Genomic DNA, 21577 nt, shown 5'->3' with positions numbered 1-21577 from the left:
ACCGGTGGGCAAGGTTCTCACCTTCAGCCGGTCTTCTATGATCTATGCATTTAACTATATTAGATTAAAAAGAAGTTTTTCCTTCTTGACGTGGTAGCTATCATCGTTTAGTATAGAAGCGTTATATTGACACACTGTCTGTCAGGCGGTAGCAGTGCAGGAAGGGAAGAAACGATGTCAGGACCATCGACCGGTTGGAAGAGTGAGAGACCATCGCTACACGGCACGGGGCGCACTCTGCGTCATGGTGAATACCGTATTGAGGGGGCGCTGAGCTACGGAGGGGCGGGGAGACTCTTTCTGGCCTCGCATGTGGCCCTGGACACGCCGCTGGCCCTCAAGCAGGTGCGTGGTGACCGGCCTCTGCCCGAGAGCGTGGTAGAGGAGCTGGATCTTGCCCTAAGTCACCGGCAGGAGAGACGGGCAACGCCCCGGAAGGAGGAAGATTTTCCCCTCAGCGGTGGCTCATACACCGACCGTTTTGTACGGGAAGCGCTTCTGTTGGTCCGTCTGCGTCACTCGGCCATACCGGCGCTCTACGATTACTTCTTTGAAGACGGCTACTGGTATCTGGTTTTGGAATACTGTGCAGGGCCGACACTGGCCAGTTACCTGCGCCAGCAAGGGCCGCTGCCGCCGCTGGAGGCTCTCAGCTATGCCATGCAGATCTGCGATCTCTTCGATTATCTGCACTCTCAGACGCCGCCGGTGATTTACCGCGGCCTGCGTCCTGCCAGCGTGATCCTGACCTCGGGCGGGCGGCTGGTTTTCTTCGACTTCGGCTGCGCCTGCTATCTCCGCAACGGTCAGCTCTACGCCGACTTCGAGCCGGGCGTGCCCGGCTACGCCGCTCCCGAGCAGTATCAGCGCGGCGGCCAGTGCGATGAGCGCTCAGACCTCTTCAGCCTGGGCGTTCTACTCCATGAAATGGTCACCGGCCACAATCCGCTGGGCAAAAATGGGCGGCTGGAGCCGGTGGCGCGGCTCAACCCCGGTCTTTCCCCGGCCCTCAGCGCCCTGATCACTATCGCCACGCGCGCGGACCCGCTCTATCGCTTCCAGTCGGCGCGGGCCTTCTTTCATGCGCTCGAACGCCTTGTTTCTCTGGAAGAGCGCCGGGCCTATCAACGGCTCATGCGCCTGCACCTGAGTCGAGGCTCCGCCTCTACGGGGGTAGCTCCGGCCTCGACGGCGCCCGTCGCTATCACGCTCAAGGCCCTGGTGCCCGGCGGCAGTCAGCCAGCTCCCTCGGCCTGCTCGCCCGAAGAATTTGCAGCTGAGCCAACGATGGCCATTCCCGTGGAGCAGCTTCAGGCGGCAACCTCGCCCTCCGAACAGACGGCTCAGATGCCAGCCCTGACACCCCAAAGCCAGGAGCGCCCTCTGCGCCCTTCGCAGCAGTTCAAGCGCCGTCATTGGCGGCTTGTTTTTTTCCTTGCCCTGCTCACGCTCCTACTCCTGGGCATCTTCGGCCTGAGCCTCTATCTCCTCAGCCAGCTTCAGGATTCGCCTTTCTGGCTGGGCCTGACCAGCTCGTAGATCAGTGGGCCGCTGCTGACCGGGGCCTCGCTCCAGCGATAGCAGGCCAGTAGCTCCTGACGAATGGCGACCGACTCCTCCTCACTGCGCGCGTGAATCTCGACCAGAGGGTCACCCGCCTGGAGATAGTCGCCAACCTTGGCCCGTAGCAGCAGGCCAGTACGGTGATCGATAGGGTCGCCTTTCTTGAAGCGGCCCGCCCCCAGACGCATGGCCGTCAGGCCAATGCGCTCAGCCTGGATGGCAGCAATATAGCCGCTCTGCGGAGCTGTCACCAGGCTGATGACCGGCGCCCGCGGCAGACGCTCCGGCTCCTCAACCTGGCGCGGGTCGCCTCCCTGGGCCTGGCAGACCTCCACGAGCTTCGCCAGAGCACGCCCGCTCTCGATAGCCGCCTGCACCTGCCGCTCCGCCTCTTCGCGCGTGGCTGCCGCGCCGGTCATTACGAGCAGCTCTGCTGCCTCATGGCGGCAGAGCTGGCGGACATCTGCCGGCCCTTCGCCGCGCAGAACATCGATGGCCTCGGCCATCTCCAGGGCGTTGCCGACGGCTCGCCCTAATGGCTGCTCCATCGCTGTGACAGCGGCCTCGGTGTAGAGGCCGGCACGCTGACCAATCTCTACCATGATGCGCGCCAGCTCGTGGGCCTGCTCCCGCGTCTTCATGAAAGCCCCCGCTCCTACCTTGACGTCTAAGAGCAGATGCGAGGCTCCGACCGCCAGCTTCTTGCTCATAATGCTGGCCGCGATTAAGGGAATGCTATCGACCGTCGCCGTGACATCGCGCAGGGCATACATCTTGCCGTCGGCAGGGGCCAGCTCCGCCGACTGTCCGGCGAGCACCAGGCCATGCCTCTCCAGGATGCTCAAAAACTCCTCACGTGTCAGAGCCGTGCGCAGCCCGTTCACGGACTCCAGCTTGTCGACAGTGCCCCCGGTATGGCCCAGGCCCCGCCCGGTCATCTTGGCCACTGCCACGCCACAGGCGGCCACAAGCGGCGCCACAGCCAGGGTGACCTTGTCTCCTACGCCGCCAGTGCTATGCTTGTCCACCACCGGTCTCAGTCGCTCGCGCACACCCAGTTGCTCCCCCGAGCGCGCCATTGCCAGGGTCAGGTCGCTCGTCTCGCGCTCATCCATACCCCGCCAACAGACCGCCATCAACCAGGCAGCCATCTGGTAGTCGGGCAGGCGCTCAGCGGTATACTGCTCGACCAGCCAGTTGATCTCTTCGGTGGTAAGGGCTTCCCCGTTCCGCTTCTTTCGAATGAGTTCAACAGCTTGCATACTGTCTCGCGATCCCTTCGCAGAGTTATCGTCGCCTTGCTAAGGGCGCAGCTGCTCAGCGGGCAGTTCCTCTGTGAGCACGATGCGCACCGAGTTGATCTCGAAGCCACGATGGGTTTCGATCAGATAGCGTCGGATAAGCTGATCTCCCAGACGTACCTGCCGATCAAAGGTGAGCCGTCCATTATTGAAGGCAAAGCGCAGATCGCTCTCTTCATGAAAGCCGCGGATCACCACCGTCCCATAACGCTCGTCGTCGTGCTCGATGAGGGCTTGATAGAGGGTGGCAACCTGCTGCCAGGCGGGACAAGGGGGATAGATAATCTCAACGACTTTTTTGTTGCCGGCCTCGCGTTCCTCGCTTCCCACCTTGTAGGCCAGGGCCGCCGCCGCCAGCTCCCGTAGCTGCGCCAGCGTCTTGGGTGGGAAGCCCTCTGGAGGTTTGGGAAGCGCCTCTGGCTCGACTAACCCTGCCGCTGGGGTCACTGAGAGAGGTGCCGCTTCGATGGGACCTGCTCCCGGTGGGGACGCCTGCTGGCCCCCCCTTGCCGGCCTGGCCACAGCAGGCAATGGCGCGCTGATAGGCTCCATACGGGCTGGCGCTTGTGGCGGCAGCGGTGGCCGTTGCGCCGTGCCAATGGCCCTTCCACAGCGCAGGCAGTATCTTGCGCTGTCCGCATTTACCTGACCACAATAGGGGCAACGCATAGCTCTCTCCCTTTCTCTGCTCCTTCAGAGTGGTCGGCTCTCAGTAGCTCAGCTCAGTAGGCAATCGGCCAGTTTAGTATACCACGGCCGGGGTCGCCCTCTCCTCTCCGCGCGCTGTCCCTCTGCGCGACCTTTCCCCTACCATGACTTTCGTCATAGGCATAAACGCATCCAGAGACCACCTCTAAAATAGGCAGTTCGATCCTTCCTTCGCAGCCCTGTCGTTCTCTATACTACCCTCACAGACTAACTCGGGCTACGGCCAGGCGCTACCCACCCTCAAGAACAAGAAGAGAAATATTGATCGACCTGCGGAAAAAGGGATACCAAGACATCTGTCGAGAGGAGGTGTCAGGGAGTGACAGACAAGAGAGAAACGCACAGCGAAGGCGAGGCTTACGCCACATCGGTAGCGGCTGAGGAGAGGACGGCCAACAACCTTGTCGAGGCACGCAATCTCGTCAAGCGTTTTGGGAAGCTGGAGGCCGTTAAGGGTGTCTCCTTTAGCATCCAGGCGGGTGAGATCTTTGGCTTGCTCGGGCCTAATGGGGCCGGTAAGAGCACCATCATTAATATCCTCTGCGGATACTTGAGGCCAGACGAGGGCGAGGCTCTCATCGGCGGCTACTCCGTCAGCCGCGAGGCGCAGGCCGTTAAGCGTCTGCTAGGAGTAGTTCCCCAGGAGATCGCTCTCTATCGCGACCTGAACGCTCTGGAGAACCTCGATTTCTTTGCCTCGCTCTACGGCGTGCCGGCCCCCGAGCGCCGCGCACGGGCCGAGGAAGTGCTGCACTTTGTCGGCCTTCACGAGCGCCGCAAGGAGCCGTTGAAGAACTTTTCCGGCGGCATGCTGCGCCGGCTCAACTTCGCGGTGGCACTGATGCACCGCCCGCGCGTCCTGCTCCTGGATGAGCCAACGGTCGGCGTCGATCCGCAGTCGCGCGAGCACATCTTTGAGAACATCGAGAAGTTGGCCGCCGACGGTACTACGGTGCTCTATACGACCCACTACATGGAAGAGGCCGAGCGGCTCTGTCGGCGCATAGCCATCATGGATGAGGGACGCATCATCGCCCTGGGAACCCTGGAGCAGCTCCTGGCCATGCGCGATCAGTCGCGCATCGTCTATCGCCCCCACGGTCTACAGGAGCTGTTCATCCAGTTGACCGGCAAGACCCTGCGAGATCTCTAGCTCTGGTCCTGGCCGGGTCTGCCAGTTCTGCTCAGGGGGCTGCCGATCGATGTAAGGCCCTCCCCGAGAGGCGCGGCCAGATAGTAGGAGGATGGAACGGCTATGCACGCTATGCTCTCAATCATGAAAAAAGATCTGCTACAGACCTTTAGAGACCGATCGGCGCTGATCATGATGCTGCTGGTGCCTTTGGTATTGGTCGCCACAGTTGGCTTCGCCCTCAGCGGCGTCTACGGCAATAGCCAGTCTACCATTACGATCCAGGTAGCGGTCAGCGATCAGGATCACGGTCTGGTCGGTCAGACGGTTGTGAAGGCCCTGGATCTACACAGCTCGCAACTAACGATTCAATTGACACACTATAGCGACACCGCCGGCGTACAGCAGGCCGTGGCCGCCGGTCAGGGGTCTGTGACCGGCGTTGTCATTCCGGCAGGCACAACCGCCAGACTGCAAGAGGCAGCCGCGCGGGGTGAGCCGACCCAGAATCTGGTTCAGATCTACACAGTTCCAAGCAATAACAATGCGAACAGCGCTATCGTGCAGAACCTGGTCACGAGCACAGTTGGGCAGCTCGCCACAGCAACTTTTGCCGGTAGCGCCGCCGTTCAGGCGGTCGAGCGCGTCTGTCAGCAGCCGGGCAATCGCTGCGCGCCGGGCAGCGTTGACCCACAGATGATCGCTAGCCAGGTAGGAGCGGCCAGCCTGAAGGTGGTGCCCCCGGCCCAGGTGGCCAGTCTGCATGCGGGCAATGTTCCCGCCCAGGTCAACGTTTTCGATGTGGCCCTGCCTGGCTACGCCATCCTCTTCGCCCTCTTTGGCCTGCAGTCGGTGGCGGGCAGCATTCTAGAAGAGCGCGAGAGCGGTACTTTACGCCGCCTGCTCATCGCTCCTGTGCGACGCTATGCCCTGCTCGGGGGGAAGCTGCTGACGCAGTTCGTGGTGACCATGCTGCAACTGCTGGTTCTCTTCGCGGTCGGCAGCCTCATCTTTAAGCTGCATGTCAGCAACTGGCCGGGCGTGATCGTTCTGCTGGTGGCAGCCAGCTTCGCCATGACGGGCTTCGGCATCCTGCTCGTCTCGCTGGTTCGCACACGCCGACAGCTCCCCCTGGTGCTGATCATCGTTACCTTAACGACCTCGGCCATCGGTGGGGCCTGGTGGCCGCTGTGGCTGGAGCCACAATGGCTCCAGGTTGTGGCCCACGTTGGCATCGTGGCCTGGGCGATGGAGGCCCTCAACGGTCTGATGATCAGCGGGCGCACGCTGGCTGAGGTGCTGCCCAACGTCGCGGCTCTGATCATCTACGGCCTCCTCTGCTTTGTTCTCGGCCTGGCCCTCTTCCGCTTCCAGCCAAAGACGGTCGGCGCCTGAACACCCGGGTCACCGAAGAGAGCAGGCAGAACCAGTCAGAGCCTCCCTCTCAGGCGGGCGGCGGGCGCGGCAAGGTTGCCTCCCTGTCTCACGGGCACCACAGCCGCGCCCGTCCTCTTTTGGGGTCAGCCTCTCCGCCCCAGCGGTCCCTCCACCCACCAGCCGGCCAGGGCGGAAGTGCCAGGCTGGCGGGTGGAGAGGCGGTCAGCCGGAACAGCCCTCAGGAAGGTAGGCCGGCCCGCGCCTCCTGCTTCAGGAGTAGCTGGAAGAAGCGCTCAAGGCGCTGTAAAAACAGCTGTAAAGTTTCATTATTGTCACAGATTTCTATAGCTTGATTCAAGGGGAAATCTTTTTGAATGAGAGAGAGCTGCTCGACAAAGCCGTCATCGCGGTAATAGCTGCGCAGAATCTGCTCAGAGACGAGCTGGCAGCCAGTGCGACAGTAGCGCTGGCGAACGCGCTGAATAGCTGTCTCGACATCGATGCGAAAGTAGAGGAGCCGGGCATTGCGCAGAAAGCTGGGGTTGAACAGGCGAAGGGCACGCCGGTAATCGTCGCGGGCAAACTCAAGCATAGCCAGCCCATTATCGGGATAACGCGCAAGATATCGCTCAACGCGAGCTTCTGCCTCAACGAGTACCTCGTCCATCACGCTGAAATCCAGCACATCGAAGCCACAGTGGCGACCATTGACGATGAGCGGACGAAAACGACGCTGCTCACGATCGGCCTGGCACTTCTCGGCCAGCAGGTCATAGTCGTCGACATGCGTGGCAGACAGACCAGCCCGAGCGGCTCGCTGGAGAAAATATTGGGCCGCCGTCGTCTTGCCGCTCCCCGGCCTCCCAAGGAGCAATACTTTGAGCGCCATCATACCAACTCCTTTCCAACCTCACGGGTTCCCGCGCCCCTTCAGCTGCCGTCTTGTATAACGAAGTGGAGGATCTAGCACGGGTTTTCTTGTGTTACAGCCTTTGCCTTTAAATAACATTTTCACATGAATATAACGTTTCGGGAAGACAACTTTTCGCCGCCATTCTGCCCAGGAAACGCTTGCGGTACCGTTGGCAGAAAGGAGAACCCAAAAATTCGTGGCGGAGGCGAGGAGGAAAGCGGACACTGTGCCCCAACCCAATCAATAGGGGGAACCTGGGCCTGGGCGACTGAGCGAGGCGAATAGGAGAAGAAGAGGAAAGGGAAGAAAAAGGGCGGGCGAGTCGGGATCAAAGAGGCCGACTCACCCGATCGTACCCACCAGCGCAGATCAGGCCGTCAGGATCCGCTGGCGGTCTCAAGCCGGATAAAGCGTCGCACATGGGGACCACGATCCTCGGCCTGGGGGTCCCAACTGATCACGCAATCGCCGCCTTCCTCCTGACCCAGACTGAGGGCCTGGTCGAGATCGCCGACAATGAGACTGCGCACCTCGGCCAGGGTTGAGGTTGGGGCTGCCGCATAGCGCTGGAGCAACTCGACCAGCTTGGCCCGCGGGTAGAGCGTCACCCCGAGGCGCACGCTTACATCCGGCAGCTCCACACTGGTTTCGGGCGGCTCCAACTGCCAGACCGACTGCTGCAAGAGTTCGACCCGATAAGGGCGCCGCAGGGCCTGGTGCAGAGTTTGAGCGATCTGGCGCGCCCGTTCTAAGGAAATATTCTTGAGGAGCAGATAGAAGCGTCCGCCATAGATATAGTAAAGGCGGCAGTCGACAAGCTGGCGCTGAATACGCTGACCGATCGCCTGAGTCAGATTGCGCAGAGCCAACTCCCCATAACGGCGGATAATCTGGCCCTGGTTATCGATATCGAGGGCAATAATCGACAGGGTCTCCAGCTCTCTCACCTCGCGCAGCGGGAAGAGGTAGAGCAGCCCTGCGGGTCCGCTGGCCGCCGAGGAGAGAGCCGGCAACGGCCTGCCTTCACCTTCCCCGGTCAAGCCTGCCTCCCACCGGTCCTGACCGGTTCCCGCTCCCACCTCCAGCCCGCCAGCCTCATGGTCGGCCCGGGCACTCTGCCGCTGCAGGTGTGCCAGCAGAGTCTCCAGGTCGCGGATAAACTCGTTCTCGGAGAGGAAATTGATGAAGGAGTCGTTCACCACCTCGGGAGCTTTGACCAACTGCTCCAGGCCCTGCATGGCCTCAAGTCGGGCGCGATAGAGCAGCAGCAGATCCTCCACAATGAGGCCCATGAGACGCAACAAGCGCAGATCGTCCTCGGAAAAAGCCTCCTGGGCAAGGGCGAAGACGTAGAGGACCCCCAGAGCTGGACCGGACAGGCAGCCGATGGGGATGGCCACCGCCGAGCCGCCGTCGCCAAATTGCTCAGGCCATTGCGAGAGGCCCGCGCTGTCGCGGATCGCCAGGCGAGGGCGATAAAGGAGATAGGGGGAGCGCAGCGCGCGGAAATAGATATAGCTCTCATTGGGAAAGATGCGCGACTGGCCAGCGCGATGGGGCGAATTGCGGCTGCAGGCCATAACCATCAGGACCTGCTGCCCCGGCGGGGCCAAGGGGTCTTCAGGCACCAGCAGACAGGAGCAATGCCAGCGATCGCCACCCGTAGGCGTCTGTCCCCCCAGACTGATAATCAGGTCCATCAGGCCATTGAGCAGCGGATCTGAGGGATCTATGCCCCTGGGAAAGGCGCGCGCAGGATAGAGCCAGTTACGCGGCTCAGGTGCGAAATAGGCCATCCACTGGCCAGCACAGCTATAGAGCGGGGCGAGCAGGCGGCGAACAGTATGGACAACTGGGCGCTGCAGGTTCAGCGGGTGCATCTGGCGCGGAACAACCAGCAAGGTAGGGTCGGCGGGCCGAGTTTCTCCCTCGGCAAGCAGGGGCTGCACGCGGAAATCGCTGGGGTACTCGAAGGCCGGACAAGGCTCAAGAAAGAGATGAAGCGTGCGACCGTGGCTGAGCCAGCCGACCAGGGACTCGCCAATCCGCGTCAGCTCCTCGGGCAGGCGCGGCGGCTTGAGAAGGCCATCCTCGGGGGCGTGACGCGGCAGCAGAATGGCAGCGTGGCCGTGAGAGAGGTCCTCACAGAGGAGCAAGAGGGCGTGATGAAGCGCCTGACTGGCAAAATAGCGCCAGAGGACGGCGGCGTCAGTCTGGGCCACGCGCCGATCCAGAGGCAAAGGGGCGCCCGCCGGATGGCCACCAGTCCCTACGCTGCCCTCGCCATTCAAACTGGCAGGCCCCAGCGAATGCCAAAGCTCGGCAATGTTGAGCGGAATAGCCCCAGGCGGATAGCCCGCGTTGAGCAGGTCACGAATAACAGCTAACTTCTCTAGCTCCGTAGGAGGATAGCGCCGCTGACCCGTATTCGGACGAGAGCGCAAAGGGCGCAGCAGGCCACGCTCTTCCCAGTCGCGAAGCTGGTTCTCCGTAAAATCGAAGAGCTGGGCCGCCTCACCAATGGTCACCGTCAACTTTTCGCTGACGAGCTGGAGATACCCGCGAATCCTCTCCCAGGTCTCCGGCTGCTGCAGATGCCTGCGAATGCTCTGGAGCACACGATCATCCATCCTGTCCTCCTCTCCTGCTTCACCAGGGGAAGCGTCGTTCTCCAATAGTGACAGGCAGACTGGCCGGCCATCGAAGCGCCCATACCAGGCTGCCCACACGCGCACGAACTGCTAACAACAGGCTCGGCAAGCAAGCTACCTACCACCCACTCCTCCGGCCACCGACAATGCATGGCGCAAGTGCAGGAAACGTTGTAACAATGACAAACATTTTACCGTCCCTATGCTCCCATGTTTCTATTATAACGAAACCTTAGCTCTATGTCAACTTTTATGACTTCTCTGGAAGACTCCTCTTGACAGAGCGAAGTTTCCTGCTGTATACTACTGATGCATACTAAGATTATCTGGATGCTTTCCCAGATTTCTTTATATTTAGCTCCTTCTCCTGGTTCAGGGGCCGATTGCTCGCTCGCGTGGCAGGGATCAGGACAAGAGGGGAAGGCGCTGGGCACTGGGCACTGCTGTCTGGGCCGCTGCGCCCCGTTCGCCCGGCTCGCTCTCGCGGCGTGTCATCGCCCGACTCGGCCCGGTTCGGTTCGGCTCAGCTCGGCCTGGCTCGCTCCGCCCAGAGGCCCGTTTCGCGATTCTGATGCGTAGGCTGACCTCTGCTGGTCAGAGGCGAAAGGAAGCGCTTATGACTCTGCTTTCTACTTCTTCCTGCCTCAGCTCGCGCGATGCTCCTGGCGGCGATATGCCTTGGGAGCAGCTCTACTGCCTCCTACGCCCTAGAGTAGCGCACTGGGTCCACTCCTCCTCTCTCTCTTCCTGGTCCAGACAACGCGAGGAGATCGTGACCGATATCGTCCAGGAGACCATGATGCGCCTGATCCACTACGCGCGACGAGCCGAGCGAGGAGAGGTGGCACCTATCGATTCGTTAGAGCACCTGAGCCTGATGGTAGCCTACAATTGCTTTCGCGACCTCTGGCGTCGCGATCATTGCCTCATCTATATTATACAGCACGATTGCGCCTCTCAGCGCGCCAGTCTGCTCTCCCCAGATCCTGATCAGTTCGAGGCCGCTCTCGATCGCGTCTTCGAGGAATGGCTCTTCTCCTTCCTGGCGCGCGAGATTGTCAACTTTCCTGAGAAGCAGCGCACTGCCCTCCTGATAGATCTGGCCAATCGCATGCACTTTGGTCCACAGCCGACAGTTCTCCAGCGTGCCTTTCTCGAGGTCGGCATCGATTTGCAGCAGTATCAGCGCGAGCTTCCGGCAGACCCGGCAGAGCGGGGACGCCACGCCTCCCTGCTGAGCCTGGCTTACAAGCGCCTGGCTCGCATCGTTCGCGGCCAGCTCGCCGCCCAGGCCGCTTGACTCTGGTTCTGCGCGCGAGTAGCTCGCTGTCGGCCGGCCTCTCGCTGTCCAGACCACAGACGACCTGCCAGGCTCTCTTTTTCTGCCCCTGGCTCCTCCCTCCTCCGCGGCTCTTGAGACCCGCCCTCATGTTTTCTGAGCCTGAACCTCTGTCCCGCGGCTCTGTGAACCGACCCAACCCGACCCGACCCAACCTGACCATCAGCTCTCTCCTCGCTCTGCTCTCCGGCTGGTCCAGCCAGGTTGGCTTGCAGCGGCTCCCCGGCGAACGATACAATAAGAGCAACTGACGGCGCGGCGCGGTGCGGCGCCGCTCGCGCTGCTCTTTCTGCCAGTTCGGTTTGCCTTCCTGGCTTGGTTCGCTGGAACAGGTGCTATGTCAGCCACATTCTCTCAAGCCTACCTCGCGGCCCTGCAGCACTATGAGCAGGAGATGTTGCAGCGCCTGGCACTGTTGGTCAATATCGATTCGGGCACTGGCCAGGTCGAAGGGATCACGCGCATTATGGGCTATCTCCGCTCCTGGTTGGAGACGCTCGGCTGCTCGGTGACTCTCCACGATGGCGGGCAGTATGGTCCCCATCTCGTGGCCCGCCTGCGCGGCGCTCGCTCCGCTGGCGGCAAACGCTTTCTGCTGGTGGGACATGTGGATACTGTCTATGCGCCAGGCTCTGCGCTTGCCTGCCCCTTCCGCCTCGACGGGGAGCTGGCCTTCGGTCCCGGTGTGATCGACATGAAGTCGGGGGTGATTATGGCCCTCTATAGCCTGCGCGCGCTGCTGGAGTCGCGCTTCGAGGACTTCGGGGAGATCTGCCTGGCTTTGAACGGCGATGAGGAGATGGGGTCTCCTTCGAGCGCTCCTCTCCTCTGGGAGCTGGCTCAGCAGGCCGATGTTGGCCTGGTGCTGGAACCAACACGCTCCCCAGAGATCATCACTGAGGCCCGCAAGGGGGCCGACCGCTACCTGCTGGAGATCACTGGCCGCGCGGCCCATTCAGGGGCCGAGCCGCATCGGGGCCGCTCGGCGGTCATCGAGCTGGCCCATAAGATTGTGGCCATCGATCATTTGCACGCGCTTTTGCCAGGGGTCACCTTCAATGTGACGCGGCTCGGTAGCAGTGAGACGCTGAATGTGGTACCCGAGACGGCCCGCTGCTGGATTTCGGTGCGCGCCTATACTCAAGAGGGGCTGGATGCCGCCGCCGAGGCTCTGGAGCAGATCGCCTCCTGCCCCAGTGTGCCCGGCACTCAGGCTCGCCTGACGCGCACTCGGGGCCGCCTTCCTTACCAGGCTACCCCACAGGTGCGAGCTTTGGTAGCGCTGGCCCGCCTGGAAGCCCAGGCCCTCGGCCTGGAATTGCTGGCTGAGGCCAAGGGGGGCGTCTCGGATGCCAATCTCTTGATGCAGGCCGGCCTCCCTACGCTGGATAGTCTCGGACCGGTCGGAGGCAAGATGCATGTGCTACATGAGGAGTTTCTGCGCATTCCTTCGCTGGCGCTGCGCGGGGCTTTGTTGGCGGGCCTGATCCGTCAGCTTGCGCTCCAGGCCCACTCCACGGAAGCCAGCGCAGAGGCCCCCGCCAGCTCTTGAGCAAGCAAGCAAGTGCCCCTGCCTGCTGCTTCAACAAAGGACGGAGACGCTGCTTGCCCGCCCAGGCTAGCTTGTTGAGGTGAGAGAAGAGTATGCCTGTCTCTGCTGCTGATCGTTATCTACAGCTTGCGCCCACGGTGCGCGCCGCTTTGGCTGAGGGCCGCCCCCTGGTGGCTCTGGAGTCAACGGTGATCGCCCATGGCCTGCCTTATCCTATCAATGTGGAAACAGCCCTGGCTATGGAGGAGGCTATCCGTCAAGAGGGAGCTGTGCCGGCTACGATCGCCATTCGCGCCGGTCGCATTGTGGTCGGTCTGGAGAGGGCGGCCATCGAGGAGCTGGCGACTGCCCGGGATGTGCTGAAGGTCAGCCGGCGCGATCTGGCCTTCGCCCTGGTAAGCCAGCGGCTGGGAGCAACCACGGTCTCCGGGACGATGCTCTGCGCCCACCTGGCCGGCATCCGCTTCTTTGCCACCGGCGGTATTGGGGGCGTGCATCGTGGAGGTGAAAGTACGCTGGATATCTCGGCAGACTTGATGGAGCTGAGTCGCACGCCGGTCCTGGTGGTCTGCGCGGGCGCCAAGGCGATTTTGGACCTGCCCCGCACTTTAGAATATTTGGAGACGCAAGGGGTGCCAGTCCTCGGCTGGCAAACCGAGGAGTTGCCGGCGTTCTATACAGCGCGCAGCGGCCTGCGCCTGCAGCAGCGCGTCGAGGCAGAGGAACAGGTTGCTGCTATTGCCCGCACGCACTGGGAGTGCGGTCTGTCTGGCTTGCTTGTCTGCGCTCCAGTCCCTGCGGAGGCGGCCCTGCCCGCTGAGCAGGTGGAGAAAGCCATCGCTTCGGCTCTGATCAGGGCCGAGGCGGAGGGTATCCGCGGGGCGGCCCTGACGCCATTCCTGCTGCGTCAGGTCGCAGAGACTACCGGAGGGGCCAGCATCGAGGCCAATCGCGCGCTCTTGCTGAACAATGCTCGCCTGGCCGCCCGCATCGCCCGCGCTTATGCTTCCTCGCCTGCCTCCGGGCCGGCTTGAGCCGTTGCCGCCGATCAGGGCTGACAGGTCGTCTGCCTTCCGGCTGGCTCCTGTTGATTTCTCGTCCACTAAGGACTACAATAGGAAGCTGGAAAGCACGTGCCAGAAAGGAGACGTGCCTTGAGACCCGGGCAATGATGCCGTTCGCTTGGCAGGTCAGGACCTGGCCCTTGACCTCGCCGCGGACCCCCTGGGTACTCCGCGAAAGGAGCTTTGTCACGTGATTTCTATTGCACCAAAGGGCAAAGTCATCGGCAGCATTATTCTGACCATCCTTTGGATCTGCTGCTTTCTTTTTATAAAGCCGACGCTGGTCTTCGACTTCGGCGGCGGGGTGATGATTAACCTGCTCCTGCTGGCGGCGATCATCGGCCTGCTGGTGCTGGTGCTCTATCATATTTTCTACCCGTCCCCGCCGATTATTACGAAGCTGAGTCTGACGGTCGCCCTGACGCTGATCTGGCTTGCCCTGATCGTTTTCTATCCCTTCAAGGACCCTAATAATACAGCGGCGGGCGCCGTCGGCTTCTTTACTCTGATTGGGGGCCTCGGCGTCGCGATCCTGTGGGTCTACTTCTTCTGCGATGAGGTCCTCTAAGAGGCCTCTGGGAGAAGTCGCTGGCGGCGTCTCGCCCCTCGCTCGCTTGAGTCGGGGCTGCGTCGCGCTCGAGGCCACCGTTCGACTCATGAGCTACTTACCGTACAAAGCAGACGGAGCAGCCACTCCTCAGTTGTGAAGAGTGGCTGCTCGCGTTTTGTCGCCAGACTCGGGAAGGGGAAACCACCAAACCACCCCGCCAGGGCGCCGGCCGCGCTCCTCGCCCGCCTAGTGGCGGAAGTGCCGCCGGCCAGTGAAGATCATGGCGATGGCGTGCTGGTTGGCAACGCGGATGGAGTCTTCGTCTCGAATGGAGCCGCCTGGCTGGATGATCGCCGTTACGCCAGCTTTGGCGGCGGCCTCGACGCCATCGGCAAAGGGGAAGAAGGCGTCAGAGGCCAAGACGGCCCCCCGGGCCCGCTCTCCGGCTTTCTCGACGGCCAGTTGCACGCTGGTGACGCGATTCATCTGGCCGGCTCCCACGCCGACAACGGCCAGCTTATGGGCCAGGACAATGGCGTTCGATTTGACGTGGCGCACCACCTTCCAGGCAAACATCAGGTCGGTCATCTCTTCGAGCGTCGGCTTGCGCTCGGTGACGACCCGGTATTCTAGCTCGTGCTCGCCGATGAGGTCAGCTGTCTGGAGGAGAAGTCCCCCACTGACGCTGCGGATGTCAAAGCGCCCGGACTTGAAGATCTGGGCATTGAGCGTTGTGGGGTCAATGGGGGCATGGGTGGCCAGCAGGCGGATGTTCTTTTTCTGCCGCAGAATGGCCAGGGCTTCGGGGGTAAATTCAGGCGCGATGACGGCTTCATAGAAGAGCTGGTGGATTTCTTGAGCTACGTCGGCCTCCACAGGCCGATTGCAGCCGATGATCCCTCCGTAAGCCGAGACCGGGTCGCCGGCATGAGCTTTGCGGTAGGCTTCGAGCAGGGTATCGCCGCAGGCCAGGCCGCAGGGATTGGTGTGCTTGATGATGGCCACGGTGGGCGCGACAAAGCTGCCGGCGGCGGCGAGAGCCGCGTCCAGGTCCAGCAAGTTATTGAAAGAAAGCTCTTTGCCGTGCAGCACTTCGGCGCTGGCCACCGCCGGTCGGCAGTCTTTGGCGGCGGAGAGTCCCCCCCAGCGATAGAAGGCTGCTCGCTGGTGGGGATTCTCGCCGTAGCGCAGTGTCTGAATGCGCTGCAATGGCAGAGTCAGCTCTTCGGGGAAGTAATCGGTGTCCTGGCTGCGCAAATATTCAGCGATGGCAGTATCGTAGCTGGCCGTATACTGGAAGGCCAGAGCGGCCAGCCGTCGCCGTGTCTCGAGACTGACTTCGCCGCGCTCTTGCCACTCCTGCAGAACCGGTGCGTAGTCCTGGGGGCGCACCAGGACGATGACATCCTGGAAGTTTTTGGCGGCGGCCCGAATGAGGGCCACGCCCCCAATGTCGATCTGTTCCTGGGCTTCTTCCAGGCTCACCCCCTCACGGGCGACGGTCTCGATGAAGGGATAGAGGTTGACGGCCACCAGATCGATAGGGAGGATACCATGCTCCTCTAGCTCGCGCATGTGAGCCGGGTCAGAGCGCCGCGCCAGAATGCCGCCGTAAATATGCGGGTGCAGCGTCTTGACGCGCCCTCCAAGGATCTCGGGAAACTGGATGAGGCTGCTGACCGGCTGAACCGCTACGCCAGCGGCCTGCAGGGCCGCCGCGGTCCCTCCAGTGGCAAAGATGGCCGCCTGACGCTCCGCCAGGGCACGCCCTAGCTCGTCTAAATTCTCGCGATTGGCTACGCTGATGATTGCTCGCATGCTGGTTTGTTCCTTTCGCTTCGCTTGGCTGGGCTGCCAGTAGAGCCACTTTCCACGTTTTTGCTGAGCTTATATGCCCGCTTGTAGATCTGCCCCGCCCGCACACATGGCCTCACGAGCCGGGTGGCCGCCACGACACCCGCTCTCGGCGGGGCCAGCGCTCCGACCTGCTCCTGGCGCCGCGCGGCAGATGGCCCTCCTTGGCTTCGCTGCTCGTTCGCATTCCTTCCTGCCCACTCGTCCCGTCCTCCCGCCAGCTCGCCTTCAGGCAGGCTGACCAGCGGTAGAGAGGAGAGGCCGCCCCACTGCTCCCCAGCGACCGGCTCATGATCATGCTCTTGCCGCTTCGCTCGACAGGCTTCTTTGCTTCGCTGCTGATACGGACAGACGAGATAGATAAGACAGGATAGGCCCGCTGGCTGGCTGGTCTGCTGGCCGGATGAAGAAGGAATTTCAATGCATAGTATAGCAGAAAGGTGAGGCCCCTCGACCAGCGCTCTATCCTCGACGTCGACCAGCGACCTGGGTCGGGCTGGCTCCCACAGCGGGAATTTTCTCTGTGCACGCTATCTTAACCGCTTGATGGTACTTTCCTGCCAGTTGCCAGCACAAGTCTCACCACCGGCAGCGGCTCAGGGTATTATCTCATCCAGATCGGATCGATCAGCGCGCATCATTCGATGTAGGGGTTATTCACTGGATTTCAGCAGGATTCAAGAGGCGCCAGACGGCCTGCTGGCCCTGCTGGCGCTCCTCAAGGGGGTCTATCATCAATGCAGTCACTGCTCAAGGAGGTCTCCAGGCCGGCTACGACTGGCCTGGGGAGTGAACGCCGACGACGGCGTCGACGTTTTTCACCGCTGATGCTGCTAGGGGTATTGGTGCCACTGGTGCTGGCCCTGGCTGGGGGTGCTCTCTATTTGATCCCGCAGCTCACCGGCTCGCATGCCGCGGCGCCTGTTAATACTGACTGTACGCTCATTGTGCCACCCCATCCGCTCACGGCACGCGGCCTGGCCACCCCCTATCAGCTCGTGGCCACCGATCCAGCGCGCGGCCCCTGCCATGAGGCCAACCCTGATCAGGCGGCCTTCGTCCAGGCGGCGGTGATCGACCCAGCCACGGGACAGATCGCTATTTACAATCCCCTGGTGGTCGATCAGGGCCAGAAGCCGGCCCTTGCCCCCGTAGTACCGCGTCTGCCCGCCAAGGGGATCGTGGCCATCTGGTTTGGCTTCAATGGCGAAAATTTAACGCTGCGCGGCGTCGGCCACAGCCTGGCAGAAGGGCACTGCGTGAACGGCATCCGCGGATCGCTCTTTGGCCAGTTCGCCTACTGTAACGCACCCGCTTTCTTCGCCGCAGCCAATCAGGCTATCCGTGCCGGCAAGCTGAAGCCTCCCCCGCTAGGGCAGGCCCGCGACGGCCTCCCTTGCCCAAGCGTGCGCGACTTCTCGCTGGTCGACCAGGACCAGAGCGATAATGTCACTACGGCCTACCTGGTCACGAAAAACGGGCGCATAGCCCAGATGACACGCCATGCTATCGCCGTCCTCCAGCAGGCTCAGCCCCAGGTCAATGGCAGCGATAACCGCCTGCTCGCTATCGGTCTGGATGGGGCCTTGGGCTGCAAGCCCTGGATGGCTCCCGATCTGGCCGACCCGGGCCAGATGACGACTGCCCTCCCGCTCAACGAGCTACAGGCTGCCGTCTGGCAGCGGGCCCCGGTAGCGCTGGTTCCTAACGGAGATCCGATGGTCACCGTTGATGGTCGCCCCAACCTGGCCAAGCTCAACGCTTACCGGGCCGGCGTTGGCCAGCCCCAGGTGCGCGACCAGCTCTTTGCCAGCACGACCCTCTATTGCGCCAATCTGCTGGCTATTGCCCCGCTGCGCCTGCTTGTCGACGCCCCCCTCACGAAGACGCGCCCCTCGCCCGATCCGGCGGCGGCCAATTCGCTCTTTACCTTCCTGGCCCAGCGCTTCATCACGACCTTCGAAGCCGACGGCCTCAACTGCACCAGGCGGCTGCACGTCCCCGATCCGGTGCAGGTGCAGCGCACCCCACAGGGGGTGGCCATCGCCGCCACCATCAATGGCGAGGTCGTTAAGACACCGCTCGACTGTAACGTCAACGGCACCCTGGTAGTGGGCTGCAACGGTACGGCGACGCTCAACGGACAGACCTGCAGCCTTATGACCGATCGGCGGACGCAGCAGATCGTCGTAACCTGCCCGGCGAATAACCGCCAGTGAGTGGAGGCAGAGGGAGGAAGAAGAGGGAAACCTGGACACATGCCCCCTGCGCGCGGGGAGCCGGGCAAGGAGACCACATCGGCATGGCATGCATCTCGGAGGGAGGTAACGCCCGAGAGAGGCTGGTCTGATGCAACCTGCCAGCTTCCAACAAAGCAAAGCAAGGAGAGCAGGCCGGTATCTGTCCGACCTGCTCTCTTTTCGCTCGCTGTTCCTTTGCAGCTGCTGATGATGGGCCTGCCCGCCGCTGGCTCCGAAGGGCCACAGAGCGGTGGACCATCCGGCCCCGGCCAGCTCAGCTGGCTCCGCTTTCAGCCTGGGCCTGGGCGATCAGCTCCTCGACGGAGGGCCGCCCGGGGAAAGTCGGGTAGACGCTTACCTTGCGCTGCGTCCGCGAGGCATGGCCAAACTTCACATACCCATCGATGAGCGCAAAGAGCGTATAGTCGCGCCCGATGCCGACGTTATCGCCCGGCTTGATCTTCGTGCCGCGCTGGCGTACGATAATGGTCCCGGCAGAGACAAGCTGGCCATCGTAGCGCTTCACGCCCAGGCGCTTTGCTTTGCTATCGCGACCGTTGCGCGAGCTACCAACACCTTTTTTATGCGCCATAGCAGGTAAACCTCACGATCTCTACTCTACTCTTCGCTTGGAGTTTGAGAAGCTTCACTCTCCTGGGACCGTACGCGGCGACGGCGGCGGGTTCTGGCCTGCTCCTGCTCAGCGGCGCTGGCCGCGCTCTCGGCAGCCGTGCCCCGCTCCTCAGCCGCGGGCTGGAGAGCCGCCCCCGATAGCGGCCTGCCCTGCTCAGCGGCGGCGGGCGTCTGGCCAGTCAGAAGGCTGACCCCGTCCAACAGGATATCATCAATGGTCAGGATACTGATCTCCTGACGATGGCCTCGGCGACGGCGATAGCGCTTCTTCGATTTGTACTTAAAAACGACGATTTTATCAGCCCGTGCATGCTTCTTCACGGTAGCCAGGACGGCGGCGTTCTCCACCAGCGGGCGCCCGATCAGGGTACGATCGGCGTCCGAGAGCAGCAGGACATCTCCGATGCGAATCTGGCTGCCCTCTTGCACGGGGAGGCGATTGACCTCCAGGGTCTCACCGACCTCGACTTTGAATTGTCTCCCACCACTTTTAATGACTGCGAACATCGCTTCTGTTCGGCTCCTTTATCTCTATCTCCGCTCACCGATGCTCTCCAGCGCCTGTCCTCTCCAGACCTCAATGCCAGCGAGCGCTCTCCCACCGCTTAGCCTGAGCTGATTCAGCGGCGAAGGCAGAGCGTTGCCTGCTTGCGGGATACGTCGAAGGCGTGGGTGGAGACCTTCGGCACAGTTCCCGGGTCGTGCGCCTGGCGGACGGAACCGGCAGAGCACGACCTTACCTTGCCTACCTGCCTGCATGCATGAATGGCAATGTCAGTGCACCAACTAGTAGCAGCCAGGAGAGGAGCGCGTGCTTTTCCCCCTGGCAAATAGTACGGAGTGCAAGCGCGGGCTGGCCGTGCCTTGCCCGGGGGAGACCTGGGCCAGACCGACCGGCTGCCTGCCTGGTCAGACATGGCCCGACACGCCCTTCCGTCATGGGCGGTCGTTTCGCCGCTTATGCCTGGACGGGAGCGGATGCCTGTTTGGCGTACGCGGCCAGCGCTGCGCTGGGCCGCTACACCTGAGAGCGATACCTTAGATGCTCTGTCATGATAGCAAGCCCACAAGCGCTTTGTCAAGCACGGGTCCGTTTGTTTTCTTCCAACCAGCCAGGCAGCCAGTCAGTCAGCCAGCAGAGCAAGAGCAACAGAGGGCCGGGGGGCTGTGCCGCAACTGCCGGCCTTCGCCCGGCCGGGGCCTGGCCTATAGGCAATAGGTCGTCAGCCTCAAACTTGCCAAACATCTGGCCGGTCCGTGCTATGATATGCTATAGTTGTGATAGCCGGCGGCCCTGACCGCCCGGCCAAGCCGCTCGCCAGGCCAGATCGGAGCGCGTTGCAGTGATGGACAGACAAAGCGGGCATATCAAACGGCCCGAGCTGGAACGCTATTCAGACAGCCCCCTCTTCAACACCAAAGCCGTTGTCCAGCAGACCGGTGTACCGGCGCCCACGCTGCGGGCCTGGGAGAGTCGCTACGCCATTCTCTCGCCGGAGCGAGCCACCAACGCCTATCGGCTCTATTCGGAGCGCGATATCGCCCTCATCCGCTGGCTCAAGGAGCGCGTCGACAGCGGTATGGCTATCAGCCAGGCCGTGGCCCTCTGGCGTCACCTGGAGGAGGAATATCAGAAGACGCGCCAGCTCCAACAGCTAGCTACCGAACTTTCAGACGAGCGACGGCCCGCCTTCCGGGTGGCCCTGCCTTTGAGCAGCTCGCCAGGTCCAACGGGTGAGCGCGACCTTCAGCGGGATCCCCAGTCGCGGCCCGCCGCCGCTCCCGCCGGGAGCGGCGCCAGCACCACGCGGCCCGAAAGCAGTTCTCCCGCTCTCTACAATATTCATAGGGTGCAAGAAGAGCTGATCGATGCCTTTAAGTGCCTGGATGACATCCGCGCTCAGCGTCTGCTCGCCTCCCTGCTGGCCCTCTACCCGGTCGAGCAGGTCTGCGCCGAGGTAGTGACACCGGTTCTCTGGCAGGTTGGGTATCTATGGGAGACGGGGCGCCTCAGCGTGGCCATCGAGCATTTCGCCAGCAATTTTGTGCGCGGCTTCCTTACCAACCTGCTCTATATTTCGGTCAACGAGAATCGTGGGCCGCTGATTATCTGTGGCTGCGCGCCTGGCGAGCCTCATGAGCTGGCCCCGCTGATGCTCGCCTTGCTCCTGCGCCGGGCGGGCATGCGCACGATTTACCTCGGCCAGAGCATCGAGATCAATAGCCTCCTGGAAGTCGCGCGCGAGCTGCAGCCAGTCATGCTCTGTATCTCGGTCACGATGCCAGCCTATGTGGCAACCCTTATCGATCTGGCGCGCCGCCTGCAGGAGCTGCCGGAGCCACGCCCACTGCTGGTCTTCGGTGGTCAGGCCTTCCTCTACCATAGCGAATTGGCCAACCACGTGCCCGGGGGCCTCTACCTGAGCGGTTCCATCCAGCAAGTTGTTCACGAGCTTCGTCAGGTCATGCAGGACTACCTGGCCCGAGGCTCAGGCCCCACCAACTCACGCGGCCCAGCCCGAGATTCTGAGGCCGAGGTCAGCGGCTCCCCAGCATCGGGAGCTGCGCTTCCGCCTGCCCCCCCGACCTCTTCTGGCCTCCAACCATGACTTGACAGGCTCTCACTCCTTCCGCTTAACTGTCTGTATGGCGACGGCGCGGACAAGCCTGGCCCTCGCTCCAGGATCGCCGTGGGGCACC

16 protein-coding genes and 1 pseudogene are annotated in these 21577 nt (G+C 62.3%); 9 read left to right on the top strand and 8 right to left on the bottom strand.

The features are described 5' to 3' along the window. Nucleotides 1-174 precede the first annotated feature (174 nt). Nucleotides 175-1539, top strand: a complete 1365-nt coding sequence (locus tag ACFMO7_RS17375; RefSeq protein WP_376796749.1) for a serine/threonine protein kinase — start codon at nt 175-177, stop codon at nt 1537-1539. Here ACFMO7_RS17375 and ACFMO7_RS17370 read toward each other — a convergent pair. From ACFMO7_RS17370 to ACFMO7_RS17360, 3 genes and pseudogenes are all read right to left on the bottom strand, one after another. Continuing rightward, nucleotides 1500-2825 carry a thymidine phosphorylase gene (locus ACFMO7_RS17370; RefSeq protein ID WP_376796748.1) on the bottom strand — a complete coding sequence of 442 codons (1326 nt, stop codon included), beginning with the start codon at nt 2823-2825 and terminating at the stop codon, nt 1500-1502. The two genes, ACFMO7_RS17375 and ACFMO7_RS17370, sit on opposite strands and share 40 nt — an antisense overlap. Before the next feature lie 39 nt (nt 2826-2864). Continuing rightward, nucleotides 2865-3311 (bottom strand): hypothetical protein, encoded by a 447-nt coding sequence (locus ACFMO7_RS17365; RefSeq protein WP_376796758.1) that lies wholly within the window; start codon nt 3309-3311, stop codon nt 2865-2867. Between the two features lie 156 nt (nt 3312-3467). Beyond that, nucleotides 3468-3533, bottom strand: a pseudogene (locus ACFMO7_RS17360) (zinc-ribbon domain-containing protein); the annotation flags it as partial. 358 nt (nt 3534-3891) lie between these two features. Between ACFMO7_RS17360 and ACFMO7_RS17355 the strand changes: the two are divergent. Together ACFMO7_RS17355 and ACFMO7_RS17350 are read left to right on the top strand one after the other, a co-directional pair. Continuing rightward, nucleotides 3892-4725, top strand: coding sequence for an ABC transporter ATP-binding protein (locus tag ACFMO7_RS17355; RefSeq protein WP_376796747.1), 834 nt, complete (start codon nt 3892-3894; stop codon nt 4723-4725). A gap of 102 nt (nt 4726-4827) precedes the next feature. Continuing rightward, nucleotides 4828-6099, top strand: a complete 1272-nt coding sequence (locus ACFMO7_RS17350) for an ABC transporter permease (RefSeq protein WP_376796746.1) — start codon at nt 4828-4830, stop codon at nt 6097-6099. 220 nt (nt 6100-6319) lie between these two features. Here ACFMO7_RS17350 and ACFMO7_RS17345 read toward each other — a convergent pair whose 3' ends face one another. Both ACFMO7_RS17345 and ACFMO7_RS17340 read right to left on the bottom strand, forming a co-directional pair. Further along, complete coding sequence (locus ACFMO7_RS17345; protein WP_376796745.1) at nt 6320-6973, bottom strand: hypothetical protein; 654 nt, start codon at nt 6971-6973, stop codon at nt 6320-6322. Between the two features lie 398 nt (nt 6974-7371). Continuing rightward, entirely contained in the window at nt 7372-9624 is a 2253-nt protein-coding gene (locus tag ACFMO7_RS17340) for a MerR family transcriptional regulator (RefSeq protein WP_376796744.1), read from the bottom strand. A gap of 637 nt (nt 9625-10261) precedes the next feature. Between ACFMO7_RS17340 and ACFMO7_RS17335 the strand changes: the two genes are divergently transcribed. The 4 genes from ACFMO7_RS17335 to ACFMO7_RS17320 all read left to right on the top strand — a co-directional run bounded on the left by ACFMO7_RS17335 (nt 10262) and on the right by ACFMO7_RS17320 (nt 14168). After that, nucleotides 10262-10945 (top strand): hypothetical protein, encoded by a 684-nt coding sequence (locus ACFMO7_RS17335; RefSeq protein WP_376796743.1) that lies wholly within the window; start codon nt 10262-10264, stop codon nt 10943-10945. A gap of 376 nt (nt 10946-11321) precedes the next feature. Beyond that, a complete protein-coding gene (locus ACFMO7_RS17330; protein WP_376796742.1) occupies nt 11322-12536 on the top strand; it encodes a M20 family metallopeptidase in 1215 nt (404 codons plus the stop codon). 92 nt (nt 12537-12628) lie between these two features. Beyond that, nucleotides 12629-13570 (top strand): pseudouridine-5'-phosphate glycosidase, encoded by a 942-nt coding sequence (locus tag ACFMO7_RS17325; RefSeq protein WP_376796741.1) that lies wholly within the window; start codon nt 12629-12631, stop codon nt 13568-13570. Nucleotides 13571-13790: 220 nt separating this feature from the next. Next, nucleotides 13791-14168 carry a hypothetical protein gene (locus ACFMO7_RS17320; RefSeq protein ID WP_376796740.1) on the top strand — a complete coding sequence of 126 codons (378 nt, stop codon included), beginning with the start codon at nt 13791-13793 and terminating at the stop codon, nt 14166-14168. Between the two features lie 228 nt (nt 14169-14396). Here the strand turns inward: ACFMO7_RS17320 and purH are convergent, their stop codons facing one another. Next, the gene (gene purH / locus ACFMO7_RS17315; RefSeq protein WP_376796739.1) at nt 14397-15968 is read right to left on the bottom strand and encodes a bifunctional phosphoribosylaminoimidazolecarboxamide formyltransferase/IMP cyclohydrolase; all 1572 of its coding nucleotides are present in this window, start codon (nt 15966-15968) and stop codon (nt 14397-14399) included. Nucleotides 15969-16741: 773 nt separating this feature from the next. Between purH and ACFMO7_RS17310 the strand changes: the two genes are divergently transcribed. Beyond that, on the top strand, nt 16742-18223 hold the full coding sequence (locus ACFMO7_RS17310; protein ID WP_376796738.1) for a hypothetical protein: 1482 nt from the start codon (nt 16742-16744) through the stop codon (nt 18221-18223). 295 nt (nt 18224-18518) lie between these two features. On the opposite strand, the gene rpmA is transcribed toward ACFMO7_RS17310, so the two are convergent. Both rpmA and rplU read right to left on the bottom strand, forming a co-directional pair. Further along, nucleotides 18519-18836 (bottom strand): 50S ribosomal protein L27, encoded by a 318-nt coding sequence (rpmA, locus tag ACFMO7_RS17305; protein ID WP_376796737.1) that lies wholly within the window; start codon nt 18834-18836, stop codon nt 18519-18521. Between the two features lie 26 nt (nt 18837-18862). After that, complete coding sequence (gene rplU / locus ACFMO7_RS17300; RefSeq protein WP_376796736.1) at nt 18863-19384, bottom strand: 50S ribosomal protein L21; 522 nt, start codon at nt 19382-19384, stop codon at nt 18863-18865. 839 nt (nt 19385-20223) lie between these two features. Here rplU and ACFMO7_RS17295 point away from each other — a divergent pair. Then, a complete protein-coding gene (locus ACFMO7_RS17295; protein WP_376796735.1) occupies nt 20224-21486 on the top strand; it encodes a MerR family transcriptional regulator in 1263 nt (420 codons plus the stop codon). The last annotated feature ends 91 nt before the right edge of the window (nt 21487-21577 follow it).

This window comes from Thermogemmatispora sp. (genome assembly GCF_042408735.1).
Classification (GTDB): Bacteria; Chloroflexota; Ktedonobacteria; order Ktedonobacterales; family Ktedonobacteraceae; genus Thermogemmatispora.
The sequence above is the reverse complement of the archived record's forward strand: the minus strand, read 5'-3'. Positions and strand labels throughout refer to the sequence as shown.